The sequence below is a fragment of the Streptomyces sp. ISL-94 genome, from assembly GCF_018614075.1.
Classification (GTDB): Bacteria; Actinomycetota; Actinomycetes; order Streptomycetales; family Streptomycetaceae; genus Streptomyces.
Window position 1 is genome coordinate 64163 of the sequence record NZ_JAGGOZ010000064.1, and the last position, 16511, is coordinate 80673.

14 protein-coding genes are annotated in these 16511 nt (G+C 73.2%); 6 read left to right on the top strand and 8 right to left on the bottom strand.

Features of this window, described 5'->3' with window-relative positions:
• Positions 1-45: 45 nt before the first annotated feature.
• Positions 46-576, bottom strand: a complete 531-nt coding sequence (locus J7E94_RS20445) for an SUKH-3 domain-containing protein (RefSeq protein WP_215017443.1) — start codon at positions 574-576, stop codon at positions 46-48.
• Positions 577-578: 2 nt separating this feature from the next.
• A complete protein-coding gene (locus J7E94_RS20450; RefSeq protein WP_215017445.1) occupies positions 579-1172 on the bottom strand; it encodes a YwqJ-related putative deaminase in 594 nt (197 codons plus the stop codon).
• Between the two features lie 228 nt (positions 1173-1400).
• Here J7E94_RS20450 and J7E94_RS20455 point away from each other — a divergent pair, with 228 nt between their 5' ends.
• From J7E94_RS20455 to J7E94_RS20465, 3 genes are all read left to right on the top strand, one after another.
• Positions 1401-2384, top strand: a complete 984-nt coding sequence (locus J7E94_RS20455) for an SMI1/KNR4 family protein (protein ID WP_215017447.1) — start codon at positions 1401-1403, stop codon at positions 2382-2384.
• A 7-nt stretch (positions 2385-2391) separates the two neighbouring features.
• The gene (locus tag J7E94_RS20460) at positions 2392-4833 is read left to right on the top strand and encodes an SUKH-4 family immunity protein (protein ID WP_215017449.1); all 2442 of its coding nucleotides are present in this window, start codon (positions 2392-2394) and stop codon (positions 4831-4833) included.
• A gap of 123 nt (positions 4834-4956) precedes the next feature.
• A complete protein-coding gene (locus tag J7E94_RS20465; protein WP_215017451.1) occupies positions 4957-5823 on the top strand; it encodes a DivIVA domain-containing protein in 867 nt (288 codons plus the stop codon).
• A 390-nt stretch (positions 5824-6213) separates the two neighbouring features.
• On the opposite strand, the gene J7E94_RS20470 is transcribed toward J7E94_RS20465, so the two are convergent.
• Positions 6214-7071 (bottom strand): alpha/beta hydrolase, encoded by an 858-nt coding sequence (locus J7E94_RS20470; RefSeq protein ID WP_308345379.1) that lies wholly within the window; start codon positions 7069-7071, stop codon positions 6214-6216.
• An 81-nt stretch (positions 7072-7152) separates the two neighbouring features.
• On the opposite strand from J7E94_RS20470, the gene J7E94_RS20475 reads away from it, so the two are divergent.
• Positions 7153-7707 (top strand): ABATE domain-containing protein, encoded by a 555-nt coding sequence (locus J7E94_RS20475; protein WP_215017453.1) that lies wholly within the window; start codon positions 7153-7155, stop codon positions 7705-7707.
• Between the two features lie 18 nt (positions 7708-7725).
• Here the strand turns inward: J7E94_RS20475 and J7E94_RS20480 are convergent, their stop codons facing one another.
• Entirely contained in the window at positions 7726-8565 is an 840-nt protein-coding gene (locus tag J7E94_RS20480) for a hypothetical protein (RefSeq protein ID WP_251056947.1), read from the bottom strand.
• A 115-nt stretch (positions 8566-8680) separates the two neighbouring features.
• Complete coding sequence (locus J7E94_RS20485) at positions 8681-10138, bottom strand: MFS transporter (RefSeq protein WP_215017528.1); 1458 nt, start codon at positions 10136-10138, stop codon at positions 8681-8683.
• A gap of 647 nt (positions 10139-10785) precedes the next feature.
• Between J7E94_RS20485 and J7E94_RS20490 the strand changes: the two genes are divergently transcribed.
• Both J7E94_RS20490 and J7E94_RS20495 read left to right on the top strand, forming a co-directional pair.
• Positions 10786-11562 carry an ABC transporter ATP-binding protein gene (locus tag J7E94_RS20490; protein ID WP_251056948.1) on the top strand — a complete coding sequence of 259 codons (777 nt, stop codon included), beginning with the start codon at positions 10786-10788 and terminating at the stop codon, positions 11560-11562.
• Positions 11559-14153: an ABC transporter permease gene (locus J7E94_RS20495; protein ID WP_215017457.1), complete on the top strand. Its 2595-nt coding sequence runs from the start codon at positions 11559-11561 to the stop codon at positions 14151-14153. Before J7E94_RS20490 ends, J7E94_RS20495 begins: the two co-directional genes overlap by 4 nt.
• A 110-nt stretch (positions 14154-14263) precedes the next feature.
• On the opposite strand, the gene J7E94_RS20500 is transcribed toward J7E94_RS20495, so the two are convergent.
• The 3 genes from J7E94_RS20500 to J7E94_RS20510 all read right to left on the bottom strand — a co-directional run bounded on the left by J7E94_RS20500 (position 14264) and on the right by J7E94_RS20510 (position 16374).
• A complete protein-coding gene (locus J7E94_RS20500) occupies positions 14264-15664 on the bottom strand; it encodes a DUF2079 domain-containing protein (protein ID WP_215017530.1) in 1401 nt (466 codons plus the stop codon).
• Positions 15665-15733: 69 nt separating this feature from the next.
• Positions 15734-16108, bottom strand: a complete 375-nt coding sequence (locus tag J7E94_RS20505) for a type II toxin-antitoxin system VapC family toxin (RefSeq protein WP_215017459.1) — start codon at positions 16106-16108, stop codon at positions 15734-15736.
• Positions 16105-16374 carry a type II toxin-antitoxin system Phd/YefM family antitoxin gene (locus J7E94_RS20510; protein ID WP_215017461.1) on the bottom strand — a complete coding sequence of 90 codons (270 nt, stop codon included), beginning with the start codon at positions 16372-16374 and terminating at the stop codon, positions 16105-16107. The genes J7E94_RS20505 and J7E94_RS20510 overlap by 4 nt, the downstream gene beginning before the upstream one ends.
• Positions 16375-16511: the final 137 nt, after the last annotated feature.

Genomic DNA, 16511 nt, shown 5'->3' on the forward strand with positions numbered 1-16511 from the left:
CGGGCCGGCCGGGTGTGGTGGGGCCGGGGGGCCGGTCCCGTCGGATCAGCCCGTCGTGAGGCGGGTCGGCTGGAGGCCGGTCAGGAGGAGGGTGAGGGCTTCGTCGACGCCCGCGCCGAGGTACCAGTCGCCGGTGTGGTCGATGCCGTACACGCGGCCCTCGCGGTCGATGGCGAGGTGGGATCCGCCGTCGGCCTCGACGCCGAGGGGGCAGAGCTGGGTGGACAGGGCGCGGCCCAGGTCGGCGAAGGTGCGGGCCAGGTGCAGTCCGGTGAGCGGGTCGAGCCGGATCGCGGTGGGGGCTGTCTGCCGGCCGGGGCCGGGGGCGCTGACCGTGAGACCGCCGAATTCGGCCCAGGCCTCGACGGCGGCGGGGAAGACGGTGTGCCGGTGCCCGGCGGGGGTGGTGTGGTCGCGGAGGGCGTCGGCCCAGTACTCGGCCTGCTTGATGTCCCAGCGGCCGGGCTCCCAGCCGGCGGTGCGCAGGGCGGAGTCCACGGCGACGGGGAAGCGGGTGGCCGAGGATCGGTCGTAGGAGGCGGAGGCGGCGGAAGCGGCTGAGGCTGAAGGGGTCATGGCTACTCGGCGGGGGTGAGGTCGACGGGGCGTACGCCGAAGTGGGCGAGGAGTGCGTCGCAGGATCGGCACGGGGGTGCGTAGCTGCCGTGGAGGGGGTCGCCGTCCTCGCGGATGCGGCGGGCGGTGATCTTCGCGTGTTTGAGGGAGCGGCGGGCTTCGCTCGCGGAGAGGGGCTTGCGGGAGGCGCGCCGGGAGCGGGCGCCTTCGACGGCGGCCAGGTGGCGGGAGAGGAGGATCGCCTCCGGACAGCGGCCGGTGAAACGTTCGCGCTGGCCGCTGGTGAGCGTGTCGAGGAAATCCTGCACGAGCGGGTGGAGTACGGGCGGCTGGTCGGCCTTGCCGGCGGTGCCGGTGAGGGTTTCGCCGCGTACGGAGAGGGCGGCGGCGACGGTGGGCAGGATGCCGTCGCGCCGGAAGCGCAGGACGGGGATGGCGGACCGGCCGTCGGTGCTGCTCCAGCGCAGGCGGGGGTCGCCGGCGGGGCCGCCCGGTTCGGCGGCCGAAGCCGTGGCCGAGGTGGTGGCCAAGGCGGTTGAAGCGGTGGCCGGGCCGGTGGTGTCGGCCGGTTCTGTGCGTGTTGCCGTGTTCTGCATGGTCGCGCTTTCCTCCCGTGGCCGCGGTGGTCGCCGCTGTGCGCACGCCCCCGTGCTGCGGGGACAGCCTGCCAAATGTCACCTGTCATGCGGAAGCGGGGTCGAATATTCGTATCAATTCGGATCTTCCCGGCCACCGGTCGGGTGTGCCGGTCGCGCGCGGGTGAGCCCCTTGCCCCAACACATAGGCTGTGCTGAACCAGCCAGATCCAGCAGGGGGCTACCGCCATGACGACAGGTCGGCTCGGGCAGCAGGCCGCGCCACCCAACGCCGCTTACTCGGGGCAGGTCGTGCATTTCCCGGACCCGGTCCGGGCCGCTCGGCATCCCCACGGTGTGCGGATGGACGGCAACGGGCATCCGGACTTCTCCGCGTACGCGCGCGCGGCGGTGGAGATCGCGGATCCGCCGGAGGGCTTCGGCGTCGACGAGCTGCGCCTGACGGACTACGTGTCCGCGAACGCCGCGATGCAGGCGGCCGGGCACGAGCTGTGGGACACGGTCGGCCCGGTGGCGACCCCGCACGGCTGGACCTGGCACCACGTGTCGGGTTCGCGCCGCATGGAGCTCGTCCCGGTCGAGGTGAAGGCGCTGCTGCGGCACCACGCTGGGCTGGCGACGGCGCCGGTGGACCACGAGAAGCGCGGCACGCGGCCGTTGCAGGAGGCGCGCCCGGTGCACCTGGGCCTGCCCAAGACGGTGGTGTCGGTCTCCGAGGAGCTGGTGCAGGGCGTCGAGGAGGACCTCGGTTACCGGCTGCCGGAGGCGTACCGCTCGTTCCTGAAGGCCGCGGGCGGCTGTGCGCCGGTGGGCGCGGGACTGGACGTGGACCTCGGCCTGCTGGTGGACCAGCCGTTCTTCACGGTGCGTGAGGAGGCGGCGGTCAACGACCTGCTGTACGTCAACAAGTGTCTGCGGGACCACCTGACGAAGGACTACCTGTGCGTGGCCTTCGTGCAGGGCGGCCTGCTCGCGCTGAAGGTGAAGGGCGAGGGCATCGGGTCGGTGTGGTTCTCCCCGTACGACGATGCGCGCGACCGCGACGGTTGGTCCGTGCAGGAGCGCGTGGAGCGGCTGTTGCTGCCATGCGGCGGTGATCTCGATGCCTTTCTGGAGCGGTTGGCGGGTAATCCGCCGGAGCTGGAGTCGGTGGCCGGTCTGATGGTGGACGGCGGATTCGCGCGTTCGGTTCCGGTCCTGGTGGAGGGTTGATCGCGCCGTGGTGACGTTTGCGCAGGCGCAGGAGCGCGCCGAGGAATGGATCAACGGGGACGTGCCCGGGTACCAGCACCGGGAGGTGCGCGTACGGGAGTTCGGGCTCGGTTTCGTGGTGTGGGCGGAGGACCGGTCGGCCGGCCCCGTCTCGGGCGGCGGCCGGCAGCGGCTGGTCATCGCGCGGGACAGCGGCGAGGTGACGCTGTGGCCGGGGCTGCCGGTGGGCGAGGTGATCCGCCGGTACGAGGAGGAGTACGGGGCCGCGGCTGCGGCCGCTGCTTCGGAGGCTTCGGTTCCGCCGCCGCGGATCGACGCGGAGCAGACGTCGTTCATTCTGAGCCCGCCCGAGTGGCTGCAAGAGGCCGCGGACCGGGCGGGGATCCCGGCGGCTCCTGCCGCTGCGGCAGCCCCGGAGCCGGTGTCTTCTTCCGTGCCGCAGCCCGTGGCCGCTGCGGCCGTCGCCCCCGCTCCCGCCCAGGCGCCCGAGCCGGCCGCCGCCGCGCCGGAGCCGGTGGACGCGGTACCGCTGCGGCGCGAGGTCCCGTACGAGCCGACGGCCAACGACGGGGTGCCGGCCGGGTCCACGCCGTGGGCCGGAACCGATGTGAACCCCGGTGCGGACGACGCGTCCGTACCGCTGCCCGCGACGGTGTTCGCGCCGCCGCTCTCCGGGTCGGACCTGGAGGACGCGCCGTTGTCCGGGGTGGCGCCGGAGGCGAAGACCACGCTGATGGAGGGCGGCAGCCGGTTGCCGAAGACCGCCGTCACGCCGGCGCTGCAGCCGGACGCGGGCGACATCGCCGACGCGCCCACGAGCAAGGCCCAGATCTCCCGGCCGACGGGTTCCGGCGCGGGCCGCCCGCCCGCCCCCACGCCCGCGCCGCCGGGTCCGCCCGGTGCGCCCGGTGCGCCGGGTGCTCCGGGTGGCGGGCTTGGCCATGCCGCGACGATGCTGGCCGGTCCGGCGGTCGTGGGCGGGGCGCCCACGCCTCCCGGTCCGCCCGGTGGCGGTGCCCATCACGCCGCCACGATGCTCGCGGGTCCCGGCGTACCGCAGCCGCCCGGTCCGCCGGGCGCGCCCGGCGCTCCCGCTGCTCCCGGCGCTCCGGGTGGCGGGCTCGCGCACGCCGCGACGATGCTGGCCGGTCCGGCCGTCGTGGGCGGGGCGCCCACGCCTCCCGGCCCGCCCGGTCCTCCGGGTGCTCCGGGCGCGGGTCAGCCGCCTGCGCCTCCGGGCCCGCCCGGGGCTCCCGGTGGCGGTGCCCATCACGCCGCCACGATGCTCGCGGGTCCCGGCGTACCGCAGCCGCCCGGTCCGCCGGGGGCTCCCGGTGCTCCCGGCGCGCCCGGTGCCGGGCTCGACCACGCCGCGACCATGCTGGCCGGCCCGCCGATGGGCCGGCCGCCCGCGCCGCCAGGCCCGCCGCCGGGCGGACCGGTCGCGCAGCAGCCGCCGGCGCCCACCGGCGCGCCCACCGTCGGCCCCGGCTACCAGGCCGTGCTGCGCTACCGCGCGCCCGACGGCTCCGAGCAGCAGCTCATCCGCCGCTCGGCGCCCGGTACCCCGCACCCCGAGTGGCAGATCCTGCACGAGCTGCGCGCCATGAACGTGCCGCCGCAGCAGGTGCTGGAGCTGCACACCGAGCTGGAGTCCTGTGAGCTGCCCGGCGGTTACTGCGCGCGGATGATCCGGGAGACCTGGCCGCAGGTGCGGATCACGAGCGTGGCCCCGTACGGCAAGGACCACGCGGGCCGTCAGCAGGGTATGCGCCACCTGCTCACCCATCAGGGCGAGTTGCACCAAGTGGCGGACGGCCCGGCGCGCCCCGCGCCGGTACGGGCGCCCCTGCCGCAGGTCCCGCTCCAGCCGGCGATCCCGCTGGACGCGATCGCCTCGGAGCTGGCGGGGGCCTTCGGCCCGCAGGGCGTGTTCCGCTTCGACCAGCGGGCCGTATCCCGGCAGGGCGTACCGGAGATCGTGGCGCAGACGCTGATGTGGTCGGGACTGCCCGTCGATTTCGGGCCGTTCTTCTGGGCGCAGGCCGTGCCGGGCCAGCCGGTGCCGACGCTGGCCGAGATGGCCGCGCAGCGGCAGGTGCAGCCGGCGTCGGACGCGGGCTCGTACCTCGTCGTCGGCAGCGACTTCGGCAAGGCGCTCTGCGTGCAGTACGGGACCGCGCACATCGTCGCGGTGCCGGTGGAGGGCGGTCCGGGCGGTGCCCCGGTGCCGCCGCAGTTCGTGAACTCCAGCCTGCCGCAGTTCGTACGGTCCCTCGCGATGCTGGGTCACATGTGGCGGCTGCGCCAGCATCTGACGCCGGAGCAGGCGGGCCGCTGGACCGTCGATTTCCAGGCGAATCTGGCGGGGCTCGACAGCGCGGCGCTGGCCTCGCCGGAGAGCTGGTGGTCGGTGCTGCTGGAGCAGATGTGGGACGGACTGCTCTGATCGGATGATCGGTCCGATGGCCGGGCCGAGACCCCCGCACGGGGTCTCGGCCCGGCCATTCCGGCTTCTGGAAGCAAATGACGCATCCTTGACAGGAATCCCCGCGAGAGAGGCGCTTCCAGGATGAGTGCACCCATTGCGACTGTGCGCGGTCGTGGCTACCGCATCGAAGAGGTCGACCGGTATCTGGCCCGCCTCTCCGGCAGTCGTGACGAGGCCTGGGAGCGAGTGGCACGGCTGACCGTCCTGGCCCGGCAGATGGAGGCGGACGCGGTACGGCTGCGTGAGGCGGTGGCGGCGCTGGCCCCGCAGACGTACGAGGACCTGAGCGAGCGGGCCCGCCGGATCCTGCTGCTGGCGCAGGAGGAGGCGCAGTCCGTACGGGAGGACGCGCGGGCGGACGCGTCCGCGACGCTGGGCGCGGCGGAGGCGCACGCGGACCGGGTGGCGGAGCTGGCGCGGCAGGACGCGGAGGCGGTGCGCGAGCAGACGGAGGTCCGGGCCCGGCAGGGGCTGCTGCGGGCGCAGCAGGAGGCGGACGAGGCGCGGGCGGAGGCGCGGGAGGACGCGCAGGCCTGGCGGGCGGAGGGCGCGGCCGCGCTGGCGGAGATGCGGCGGCGGTCGGACGCGCTGCTGGCGGAGCGCGAGCAGGAGCGGACGGAGCGGTGGGAGGCGTCGGAACGGGAGCTGGCGGCGCGGGAGTCGGAGCTGGAGGCGCGCCACGCGGAGCTGGAGCGGCACGCGGAGTCCCGGCTGGCGGAGGCGCGGCGGGCCTTCGCCGAGGCGGAGGAATCGGCGCGGCACGGCCAGGAGGACGCGGATGCGGCGGCGGTGGAGCTGTTGGCGGAGGCGCGGGTGCGGGAGGAGCGGGTGGGGCGGGAGACGGAGCGGATCCTGCGGGAGCACGCGGAGGCGCAGGAGGAGATGCGGGCCCACATGGACCACGTCCGCTCCAGCCTGGCCGCCCTGACGGGCCGTACCCCGGCCTGACCCTTCCCTGGCGGGGGCTCGCCTCCACACAGCGGCCTGCCGGCCGCCCCGGGGCTCCGCCCCGGACCCCGCGCCTCAAACGCCGGCCGGGCTGAGGTTGCGCCTCAGACGCCGGCGAGGCTGAGATCGCCCTGCGGGCAATCCAGCCCATCCGGCCGGCGGCCGCACCCACCCAGTTACGGCGGGCAAAATCCAGCCCCTCCGGCGTTTGAGGAGCGGGGTAGGGGGCGGAGTCCCGGATCTTTGAGCGCGTGCCCAGCTACGGCGGGCAAAATCCTGCCCCTCCGGCGTTTGAGGAGCGGGGTACGGGGCGGAGTCCCGGATCTTTGGGCCGCACCTGCCCTGCCCCGCAGAGGCCCCGCTACGGGAGGTCGGCGAGGAAGGTGGAGATCAGGGGCGCGATCTCCGGAAGGTGGGTCTCGAGGGCGAAGTGGCCCGCGCCGGCGAAGACGTGCACGGCCGCCCCCGGAACGTCCCCGCAGGTACGCCTTCGCCCCCGCCGGCGTGAAGAAGGGATCCCCCGCCCCACACGACCAGCACCGGCACCCCCGCCCCCCGCAGCCACGCCTGCCAGGCCGGGTAGTGCCCGAAGTTCGAGGCGTAGTCGAAGGCGAGGTCGGCCTGGGCGTCGGCCCGCCCCGGCAGGCCCAGGTAGTGCACGTCGAGGGTCCAGCTGTCGGGGGAGAGGAGGCCGGTGTCGGCGACGCCGGTCTCGTACTGGAAGCGGGTGCCCTCCAGGGTGAACAGCCCCCGGACCCGTTCCTCGTTGCCCGGCACCTCCCGCCGGAGCCCGGCGAACTCGCGGGCCGCGTCCGAGAGCCCCTCCTCGTACGCGTTGCCGTTCTGCACGATCAGCCCGGTCACCCGGTCCGGCCGGCGCGTGGCGAGCCGCAGCCCGACCGGTGCGCCGAAGTCGAAGAGGTACAGGGCGAAGCGGTCGAGGCCCAGGGCGTCGGTGAAGCCCTCCACGATGTCGGCGAGCCGGTCGAAGGTGTACGTGAACCCCTCCGGCGCCTCGGTCCGGCCGAAGCCGGGGTAGTCCGGGGCGATCAGCCGGTACGGGGTGCCGCCGAGGGCGTCCATCAGGCGGGCGAACTGGTGCGAGGCGGTCGGGAAGCCGTGCAGGAGCAGGAGGACGGGGCCGTCGGCGGGGCCGCTCTCGCGGTAGGCGACGCGCACGCCGTCCACGTCGACGGTGCGGTGCCGGACGGACGGGACGGACGGGGCGGTGCGGCGAGCGGCGGTCATCACATGCCTCCTGGGTGCTTAATGGCATTAGCCTTGCTGATCTTTCCTAACGAGTCAAGCGGTTCGAGTAGCATTAGGCAGGTGACAGTGACCTTTCCGCTGACCGGGGAGCCCCTGGCTCTGGACCTCCTCAACACCCGGACCGCCGAGGGCGACCTCGTCGCCGACCCGGCGGGCCTCGGCGCGTGGCTGGCCGAGCAGGCCGGGCGGCTGACGCCGCTCGGCGAGGTGGGTGCGGCCGAGGTGGCCGCCGCAGGGGCCGTACGGGAAGCCGCGCGGCCGGCACTCGACGCCGCCCGGCGCGGCGAGCGGCCCCCGGCCGATGCGCTGCGCGCGCTGAACGGGGCGCTGGCCGCGGCCCCGTCCCACCGCGAGCTGGCCTGGACGGCGCAGACCGGCCTGACGGCGGCCGCGCACCGCGCGGCGGCCCCGCACCAGCGGCTCGCGGCCGAACTGGCCGAGGCGGTCGCGGACCTCCTGACCGACCCCCGCGTGACGTCGGTCCGCGCCTGCGAGGCGGAGGACTGCGTCCTGCTCTTCCTCCCGGCGCACCCGCGGCGCCGCTGGTGCGTGGCGGCCGCCTGCGGCAACCGGGCCCGGGTGGCCCGCTATTACGCCCGCCACAAGCGCCCGTGAGCCCTTACCGCTGTGCCGTTACCGCTGTGCCGGAACCGTCGGCGGCGGGGACTCGTAGCGGTACGGGTCGCTGCGCAGGCCCCGGGAGGTGACCACCACCGTGAACGGGGGGCGGATGGCCTCCGGAAGAGGGGCCGTCAGGGTGGTGCCCATCGCCGGGTCCGGGGTGGTGGGGAGGGGCGTGTCGTCGACCGTGAGGCGGGGGTCGGTGAAGCCGCCGCCCTCGACCGTGAGGCGGCCCTCGGAGGCGGTGACCTGGGTGATCACCGGGTTCGCCCGGATGGCCAGCTTGTTCAGGAGGTAGGCGGCCGCCGGAGCCCCCGTCAGGGTCCAGATCTCGGAGGGCAGGTGGGGGAGTCCCCCGCCCACGTCGGAGAGGAAGAACAGCGCCACGTACAGCATCGTGACCCCGCTCAGGGCGACGTACTGCAGGTCGACCAGGTCCGTCCGCCCGCTGTCGTTCGCGATCAGCTCCCGCAGCGGCCGCCGTCCCGAGGCCGACGGCTTCGGGGCCGGCTTGGCCAGGGTGCCGTTCCCCACCCGTATGCCGACGACTGTCTTCGCCCCGATCAGGGCCGCGTACGGGCCTCCGAGCAGCGGCAGGTACACCGTCGTCAGCGGGGACAGAGGGTCGTCGGAGCCCTGGAAGTAGGAGACTCCGCCGCCTGCCGTGAGCCCGTAGGCCAGGATCGTGAGCAGCAGCCAGACCAGCATCACCGTCCAGGCGAGGGCCAGCGCCGTCGAGGTGGACAGCCGGCCGTCGCGTCCGGTGACGAACCCCGGGTGGCGGCGCAGCCGCAGGCCGAGAGGCCCGGCCAGTGCGGCCAGTAACGCCAGTGCGAAGAGTGCGGAAGCCATGTCGTGTCGTCCCCCCGGAAACGGTCCTGGTGAGACACTCGCGCATGGGTGCTGGGCATGACAAGTCGGGTTTCTTTTCCGGCCGTTACTTCTGGGCCGCTCACTGCTCGACCGCTTACTGCTCGCGCTGCTCCGGCAGTACCGGGAACTTCCGCGGCGCCACCAGCAGCAGCACCAGCAGGGAGGCCACGGCCGCGCCCGTCGCGCCGAGGAAGATGTGGTCCACGGCGGCGGCCACGGCCTCGCGCAGGTAGTCGGCGGCGGCCTGCGGGAGGAGTTCGGGCTGGTCCAGGGCCTTCGATACGTCGTCCAGGTGGTCCGGGAGTCCGGGCATGGGGGCGTCCACCAGGCGGGCGGCGATGGTGGCGTTGGCGACGGCCCCGAGCAGGGCCGCTCCCACGCTCTGGCCGACCTGGCGGGAGAACAGCACCGAGGCCGTCGCCGTTCCGCGTTCGGCCCAGCCCACGGTGGACTGGACCCCGACGACCAGCGGGAGCTGGAAGAGGCCGAGGGCTCCGCCCAGCAGCAGCATGATCAGCGCGGGCTGCCAGGGCCGGGCGGGGTGGGGGAGCAGCGTGAAGGAGTACAGGATCACCGCGGCCAGGGCGATCCCGACGGCCGCGGTGTTGCGGAAGCCGATGCGCCGGTAGACGTGCTGGCTGAAGGCGGCGGTGATGGGCCAGCTCAGGGTCATCACGGACATGACCAGCCCGGCGCTGATCGGTCCGAGGCGGAGCACGGACTGGGCGTACGTCGGCATGAACACCATGGGGGCGACCATCAGCAGGCCGAGCGCGCCCATGGCGAGGTTGACGGCGGCGATGGTGCGCCGGCGCCAGACCCAGCCGGGCAGGATCGGTTCCTCGGCGCGGCGCTCCACCCGGACCACCACCGCGGCCAGCACCGCGCTCGCGCCCAGCAGTCCCAGCGAGGGCGCGGACAGCCAGGGCCAGGCGACGCCGCCCTGCACGAGCGCGAAGAGCAGCAGCCCGCCGCAGGCGAAGACGCCCAGGGCCCCCGCCCAGTCGACCGGGCCCCGGCGCCCGGGGGACCGTACGGGCTCGGTCAGGTGACGGGCGATCATCCACAGGGCCAGGGCGGCCAGCGGCAGGTTGATCAGGAAGATCCAGCGCCAGTGCGCGTACGAGGCGAGCAGCCCGCCGAGGGCCGGGCCGGCCACGGCCGAGGTGGCCCAGACGGTGGACATCCGGGCCTGGATCTTCGGCCGGTCCTTGAGGGGGTAGAGGTCGCCGGCCAGGGTCTGGACCGTGCCCTGGAGGGCGCCGCCGCCCAGGCCTTGGATGATCCGGAAGGCGATGAGGGCGGCCATGTTCCAGGCGAGCGCGCAGAGCAGCGAGCCGACGAGGAAGAGGCCGATGCCGAAGAGGAGGACGGGCTTGCGGCCGAAGGTGTCGGACAGCTTGCCGTAGACGGGGAGGGTGACGGTGACGGCGAGGAGGTAGCCGGAGAAGAGCCAGGAGAAGACGGAGAAGCCGCCGAGGTCGCCGACGATCTGGGGGACGGCGGTGGAGACGATGGTGCTGTCGAGGGCGACGAGCGCCATGCCGAGCATCAGCGAGACCACCACGGGCGCCTGCGGCCGCCCGAGCCCCGCCCCCGCCGCTTTCCCCGCCACGCCGGCTGCACCGACCGCCGCGCCGGCTGCACCGACCGCCGCACCGGCTGCACCGACCGCCGCGCCGGCTGCACCGACCGCCGCGCCGGCTGCACCGACCGCCGCCCCCGCCGCGGAAGCGTTGGCCGAAACCGGTCTCCCCGGCGGGCTCTCCGAGGGCCGCCCCGGTATGTGGTCCGGGCTTCCGGCCGTGCTCTCCCCTGAGCCCACGAAGATTCCTTCCCCCTGCACGCACTTGCGGGGAACACCTTCTCACCACGCCTGTGTCCCGCGGTATCCCCCAGAGCAGCTCCCCCGAAGGGTGGAGAACCCCTAAGGGTCACTCAGCACAACGGTCCAGGGGTCTTTCGTCCCGGCGGATGAGGCCGGAGGTCCGGCCGCGTCTTTAACTGGTTCACATGGGCCGGGGGACACAGGCGGCCCCGGGGGTGGGGTTAACCCCCGGACGGATACGGCGATGGGCACCAGCGCGCCGGGTCCCGTTCCGCAACAGACTTCCTGACGACGATCACCACCACCACCACGACGGCGACGCACGCCACCGCAGCAGCAGCAGGAGAAGGAGAAACACCGTGACAACGGCTATGACCGAAACCAGGCACGGGGGCACTGGAGGGCATGCAGCCGTCGCGGCCCGGGCACGCAAGGTCGTCAAGGCCTACGGCTCCGGGGAGACGCGTGTCGTCGCCCTCGACCAGGTGGACGTGGACATCATGCGCGGCCAGTTCACCGCGATCATGGGCCCCTCCGGCTCCGGCAAGTCCACGCTGATGCACTGCCTCGCCGGTCTCGACACGGTGACCAGCGGGCAGATCCACCTGGACGACACCGAGATCACCGGGCTGAAGGACAAGAAGCTCACGCAGCTGCGCCGCGACCGCATCGGCTTCATCTTCCAGGCCTTCAACCTGCTGCCCACTTTGAACGCCCTGGAGAACATCACGCTCCCCATGGACATCGCGGGCCGCAAGCCCGACGCGGAGTGGCTGAACCGGGTCGTGGAGACCGTCGGCCTCGCCGGCCGCCTCAAGCACCGGCCGACCGAGCTCTCCGGCGGCCAGCAGCAGCGCGTGGCGGTCGCCCGCGCCCTCGCCGCCCGCCCGCAGATCATCTTCGGCGACGAGCCCACCGGAAACCTGGACTCCCGCGCAGGCGCCGAAGTCCTCGGCTTCCTGCGCCGCTCCGTGGACGAGCTCGGCCAGACCATCGTCATGGTCACGCACGACCCGGTCGCCGCCTCCTACGCGGACCGCGTCATCTTCCTCGCCGACGGCGCGATCGTCGACGAGATGTACGGGCCCACCGCCGATCAGGTCCTCGACCGGATGAAGGACTTCGACGCGCGCGGACGGACCTCATGAGCACCGTCCTGAAGACCTCGCGGCGCAACTTCGTCGCGCACAAGGGGCGGATGGCGCTCTCCGCCATCGCCGTCCTGCTCTCGGTGGCCTTCGTCTGCGGCACGCTGGTGTTCACCGACACCATGAACGCCACCTTCGACAAGCTCTTCGCCACCACCGGCGCCGACGTCACCGTCTCGGCGAAGCCGGCCGGAACCCCCGGCGACGACGACGTGGAGAACCCGCGCACCGCCCGGCCCGCGACCATCCCCGGCGACGCCGTCCAGAAGGTCTCCGCGGTGCAGGGCGTGGAGTCGGCCCAGGGCAGCGTCATCTCGCTGTCCGTCACGGTCGTCAACGCCGAGAACAAGAACGTCGGCCCCACCTCCGGTGCCCCGACGATCGCCGCCAGCTGGAACGACAACGAGCTCAAGTCGATGGCCGTCAGCTCCGGCCACGAGCCGCGCGGCCCCACCGAGGTGCTGGTCGACGCCGACACGGCCAAGAAGCACAAGCTGAAGATCGGGGACGAGCTGCGCACCATCGCCGTCACCGGCGACTTCCGCGCCAAGATCTCCGGCATCGCCACCTTCAAGGTGACCAACCCGGGCGCCACCGTCGTCTACTTCGACACGGCCACCGCCCAGCGTGAGCTCCTCGGCGCGCCCGGCATGTTCACGAACATCAACGTCACCGCCAAGGACGGCGTCACCGACGAGCAGCTCAAGGGGAACATCGCCGCCGCCGTCGGCGCCGGCACCTACAAGCTCCAGACCGCCAAGGAATCCGCGGACCAGGGACGCAAGGACGTCGGCTCCTTCCTCGACGTCATGAAGTACGCGATGCTCGGCTTCGCGGCCATCGCCTTCCTCGTCGGCATCTTCCTGATCTTCAACACCTTCGCCATGCTGGTCACCCAGCGCACCCGCGAGATCGGCCTGATGCGCGCCATCGGCTCCGACAGCAGCCAGGTCCTGCGCTCCGTCGTCCTGGAGGCCTTCCTCCTCGGCCTCGTCGGCTCGGTCCTGGGCGTCGGCGCGGGTGTGGGTCTGGCCGTCGGGCTGATGAAGCTCATGGGCCAGATGGGCATGCACCTGTCCACCGACGACCTCACCGTCGCCTGGACCACCCCGGTCGTCGGCATCCTCCTCGGCATCGTCGTCACCGTCGTCGCCGCCTTCATCCCGGCCCGCCGGGCCGGCAAGGTCTCCCCGATGGCCGCCCTGCGCGAGTCGGGCACCCCCGGCGACAAGAAGGCGGGCGCGGTCCGCGCCGGCCTCGGCCTGACCCTCACCGCCATCGGCGGCGCGGGGCTCTACCTCGCCACGGCCGCCGACGAGGCCGGCGTCGGATCGGCCTGGCTGGGGCTGGGCGTCGTCTTCACCCTCATCGGCTTCATCGTGATCGGCCCGCTGCTCGCCGCGGGCGTGGTGCGGGTGCTCTCCGGGATCGTCCTGCGGCCCTTCGGGTCCGTCGGCCGGCTCGCCGAGCGCAACGCCCTGCGCAACCCGCGCCGCACCGGCGCCACCGCCGCCGCCCTGATGATCGGGCTCGCGCTGGTCGCCTGCCTGTCGGTGGTCGGCTCCTCGATGGTGGCCTCCGCCACCGACGAGCTCGACAAGTCGGTCGGCGCGGACTTCATCGTCAACTCCCAGACCGGGCAGCCGGTCCTGCCGCAGGCCGAGCAGGCGATGCGCGCCGTCAAGGGCCTCGACCACGTCACCGCCTACCGGGAGGTGGACGCCAAGGTCACCGCCCCCGACGGCGTCGGCGAGGAAGTGGGCCTCGGCGCCACCGATCCCACGTACGCCAAGGACATCCGCCGCAAGATGGTCGCCGGCGAGCACGCGGCGGCGTACGGAGCGCACTCGATGTCGGTGGGTTCGGAGTACGCCACCAAGCACGGGATCAAGCTCGGCGACGAGCTGACGGTCGCCTTCACCGGCGGCAGCACCGTCAAGCTGAAGGTCGCCGCGATCACCAGCGACGAGGGCAACCTCGACAAGACCATGAAGTACATCAGCACGGCGGTCGCCGAGGCGAACGTCCCGGCCGACCGGCTGCCGCGCCCCTTCATGCTGCTGGCGAGCGCGAAGGACGGGCAGGACGCGGCCGCCGCGTACACGGCGGTCAAGACGGGTCTGGCGGACTACCCGCAGTTCGTCGTCCGCAACCAGGCCGACTACAAGCAGTCCCTGAAGGACCAGGTCGGCCAGCTCCTCAACATCGTCTACGGGCTTCTGGCCCTCGCCATCATCGTCGCGGTCCTGGGCGTCGTGAACACCCTCGCCCTGTCGGTGGTGGAGCGGACCCGCGAGATCGGCCTGATGCGCGCCATCGGCCTCTCCCGCCGCCAGCTGCGCCGCATGATCCGCCTGGAGTCGGTGGTCATCGCCCTCTTCGGCGCCCTGCTCGGCCTCGGGCTGGGCATGGGCTGGGGGGCCACCGCGCAGCAGCTGCTCGCGCTCCAGGGCCTGAAGGTGCTGGAGATCCCGTGGCCGACGATCCTCGGGGTGTTCGCGGGCTCGGCCCTGGTGGGCCTGTTCGCCGCGCTGGTCCCGGCCTTCCGGGCCGGTCGGATGAACGTCCTGAACGCGATCGCGAGCGACTAGGACTGCCGCGGTCGTACGGGGAGGCGCTGGTCCGGGACCTTCGGGGGAGGTTCCGGGCCGGCGCCTTTCCACGTCCGCCGCCTCAGGCGGGCCGCCTCGGGCACGCCCTGTCAGGTGCGCCGCAGCAGGACGACGCCGTCGGCCTCGCCCACCAGGGTGAACCGCTCGCCGGGGTGCAGCCGGCCGGCGTAGACGGCCGGGTCCTCGCCGGCCCACTTGGAGCCGTTGTCGATGGCGATCCAGTCGGGGACCACGCCCTTGCTGCCGCCGATCCACAGCACACGGCAGCGGGAGGTCAACCGGGTCAGCGGGGTGGTGTCGGCCTCCACGGTGGCCCCGTCGGGGATCCGGTCGAGGAGCTGCTCGATGGCGGTCACACGGGCCGGCTTCCCGTAGGTACGGGCTTCCGCGAGCTTGGCGGTCGGCATGGCGGTCGCGCTCAGGGCGAGGGCGGCGGCGAGGACGGCGGTGGGCATCTGGAGGGCGTACGCGCGCAGCCGCGGCCGGTCGCTGCGCCGGGCGGTGCCGATGGCGTCGACGAGGGCGAGGGCGACGACGGGCATCAGCACGGCGCTGTAGTGCCAGTCGGTGGACCAGTAGTGGTCGTCGCCGGACAGGAACCGCCAGCCGAGGGTGGGGACGGCGACCAGCAGCAGCGGCGAGCGCAGGGCGAGCAGCCCGGAGGTGGGAATGAGGACCCAGCCCAGGGTGGTGAGCTTGGTGCCGATGCCGTCGAGGGGGCTGCCCGAGCCGTCGAGCTTGTCCCAGTAGCCGTAGCCCGCGGTGGCGAAGGCCGGAATGAACACGGTGAAGACGAGGACGGCGAAGACGACGGCCCCGGCGGCGACGCCGAGGGCGGTCCAGGCAGCCCGCCGGTCGGCGGTCCGGGCCCGCCAGGCGACCACCACCGCCACGGCGGCGAGCGTGAAGCCGAGGTCCTCCTTGACGAGGACCAGCGGCAGTCCCCACAGCAGGGCGGCCCGCCAGCGGCGGGCGAGCAGCGCCTCCAGGGCGAAGGCGATCACGGGTACCGCGAAGGCGATCTCGTGGAAGTCGAACTCGACGGCCCGCTGGATCCCCCAGGACAGCCCGTAGGCGACGCCGACGGCGATCCCGCGGGCATGGCCGAGGAACCGTACGGCCGCCCGGGTGACGGGGACGGCGGCGAGCGCGAACAGGGCGGACTGGACGACCAGCAGGGTGACGGGGCCGGGGAAGATCCGGTAGACGGGGGCGACGAGCGCGATGACCGGGCTGAAGTGGTCCCCGAGGATGTTGGCCCCGGGCCCCTTCAGATCCGTGACGGGCGCCTGCAGGTGCGCGTACGCGCGGATGGCCTGCTCGAAGATCCCCAGGTCCCAGGAGGCCCACTCCATCCGCCGGAACCGCCCGACGGACAGGACGAGGTAGACGAGGAACAGCCCGCCGGCCACCACCCAGGGCCCGGCCCACCGGCCCCTCCCCGTCTTCACGGCAGGTGTGCCCGCGGGCGCGGGCGCGGGGCGGGCCATGGCATCGCTCGTCACGGACTCGTGCTCCCTCGGCCAGTGGCGTCTCTCCGGCGGGGCGACGCGGCGAGCTCAGACGGTCAGTACGTCGACATCGTAGAGCGGGATGAACTTGTCGCGCGTGACGAGGGTGAGCCCTTCGGACTGGGCCTGGGCGATCAGTATCCTGTCGAAGGGGTCCCTGTGGTGGAGGGGGAGCTGACCCGCCCGGATGCCGTGCAGGGCGGTGACCGGCAGGGGCCTGAGCTGGCAGTCCCTGGCCCGTTCCGGCAGGTCCTCCGGGCCGTCCAACTTGCCGAGGGTTTGCTTGACGGCCAGTTCCCAGGGGGTGACGGCGCTGACGTAGGCGAGCCGCTCGCTGTCCAGGAGGTCCTTGACCTCCTCCGACAACTGCGGAGAGTCGATCAGCCACCACACGATGACGTGGGTGTCGGCCAGGAGCTTCACTCGGCACCCTCGCTGTGGGGCAGCAGCCCGAAGGCTTCGGCGAAGCCGGGGTCGTCGGACATGTCGTCGAAGTCCTCCCGGAAGACCACCGGCTCCCTGACGGAGCCGCGTGCGGTCCGCAGGACCTTCCCCGCGAGCGGGATCACTTTCGCCACCGGCTCGCCGGCCTTGCTGATGATCACCTCTTCGCCGGTGGCGACCGCCTCCAGGATCTTGGAGAAGTTCGTTTTCGCCTCGTGGACGTTGTACTGCCGGGCCGCTTCCATGGGCACTCCAGGGCAGAAGTGGACTAACCGCTGAACCAAGCGTAATCAGATCGGCCCAGTCGGCGCCAGCTCCGTCACCCCCACGGGGGACCCGAATCCCCCGCGCGTGAAGGCGGGGCGCGTCGTAGGGTGGGAAC

Excerpts from the sequence above, each read along its gene's own strand:
- J7E94_RS20445 (WP_215017443.1), bottom strand. The coding sequence starts at position 576 with ATGACCCCTTCAGCCTCAGCCGCTTCCGCCGCCTCCGCCTCCTACGAC.
- J7E94_RS20450 (WP_215017445.1), bottom strand. The coding sequence starts at position 1,172 with ATGCAGAACACGGCAACACGCACAGAACCGGCCGACACCACCGGCCCG.
- J7E94_RS20455 (WP_215017447.1), top strand. The coding sequence starts at position 1,401 with ATGACGACAGGTCGGCTCGGGCAGCAGGCCGCGCCACCCAACGCCGCT.
- J7E94_RS20465 (WP_215017451.1), top strand. The coding sequence starts at position 4,957 with ATGAGTGCACCCATTGCGACTGTGCGCGGTCGTGGCTACCGCATCGAA.
- J7E94_RS20470 (WP_308345379.1), bottom strand. The coding sequence starts at position 7,071 with ATGACCGCCGCTCGCCGCACCGCCCCGTCCGTCCCGTCCGTCCGGCAC.
- J7E94_RS20480 (WP_251056947.1), bottom strand. The coding sequence starts at position 8,565 with ATGGCTTCCGCACTCTTCGCACTGGCGTTACTGGCCGCACTGGCCGGG.
- J7E94_RS20485 (WP_215017528.1), bottom strand. The coding sequence starts at position 10,138 with ATGCTCGGCATGGCGCTCGTCGCCCTCGACAGCACCATCGTCTCCACC.
- J7E94_RS20490 (WP_251056948.1), top strand. The coding sequence starts at position 10,786 with ATGACCGAAACCAGGCACGGGGGCACTGGAGGGCATGCAGCCGTCGCG.
- J7E94_RS20495 (WP_215017457.1), top strand. The coding sequence starts at position 11,559 with ATGAGCACCGTCCTGAAGACCTCGCGGCGCAACTTCGTCGCGCACAAG.
- J7E94_RS20500 (WP_215017530.1), bottom strand. The coding sequence starts at position 15,664 with ATGGCCCGCCCCGCGCCCGCGCCCGCGGGCACACCTGCCGTGAAGACG.
- J7E94_RS20510 (WP_215017461.1), bottom strand. The coding sequence starts at position 16,374 with ATGGAAGCGGCCCGGCAGTACAACGTCCACGAGGCGAAAACGAACTTC.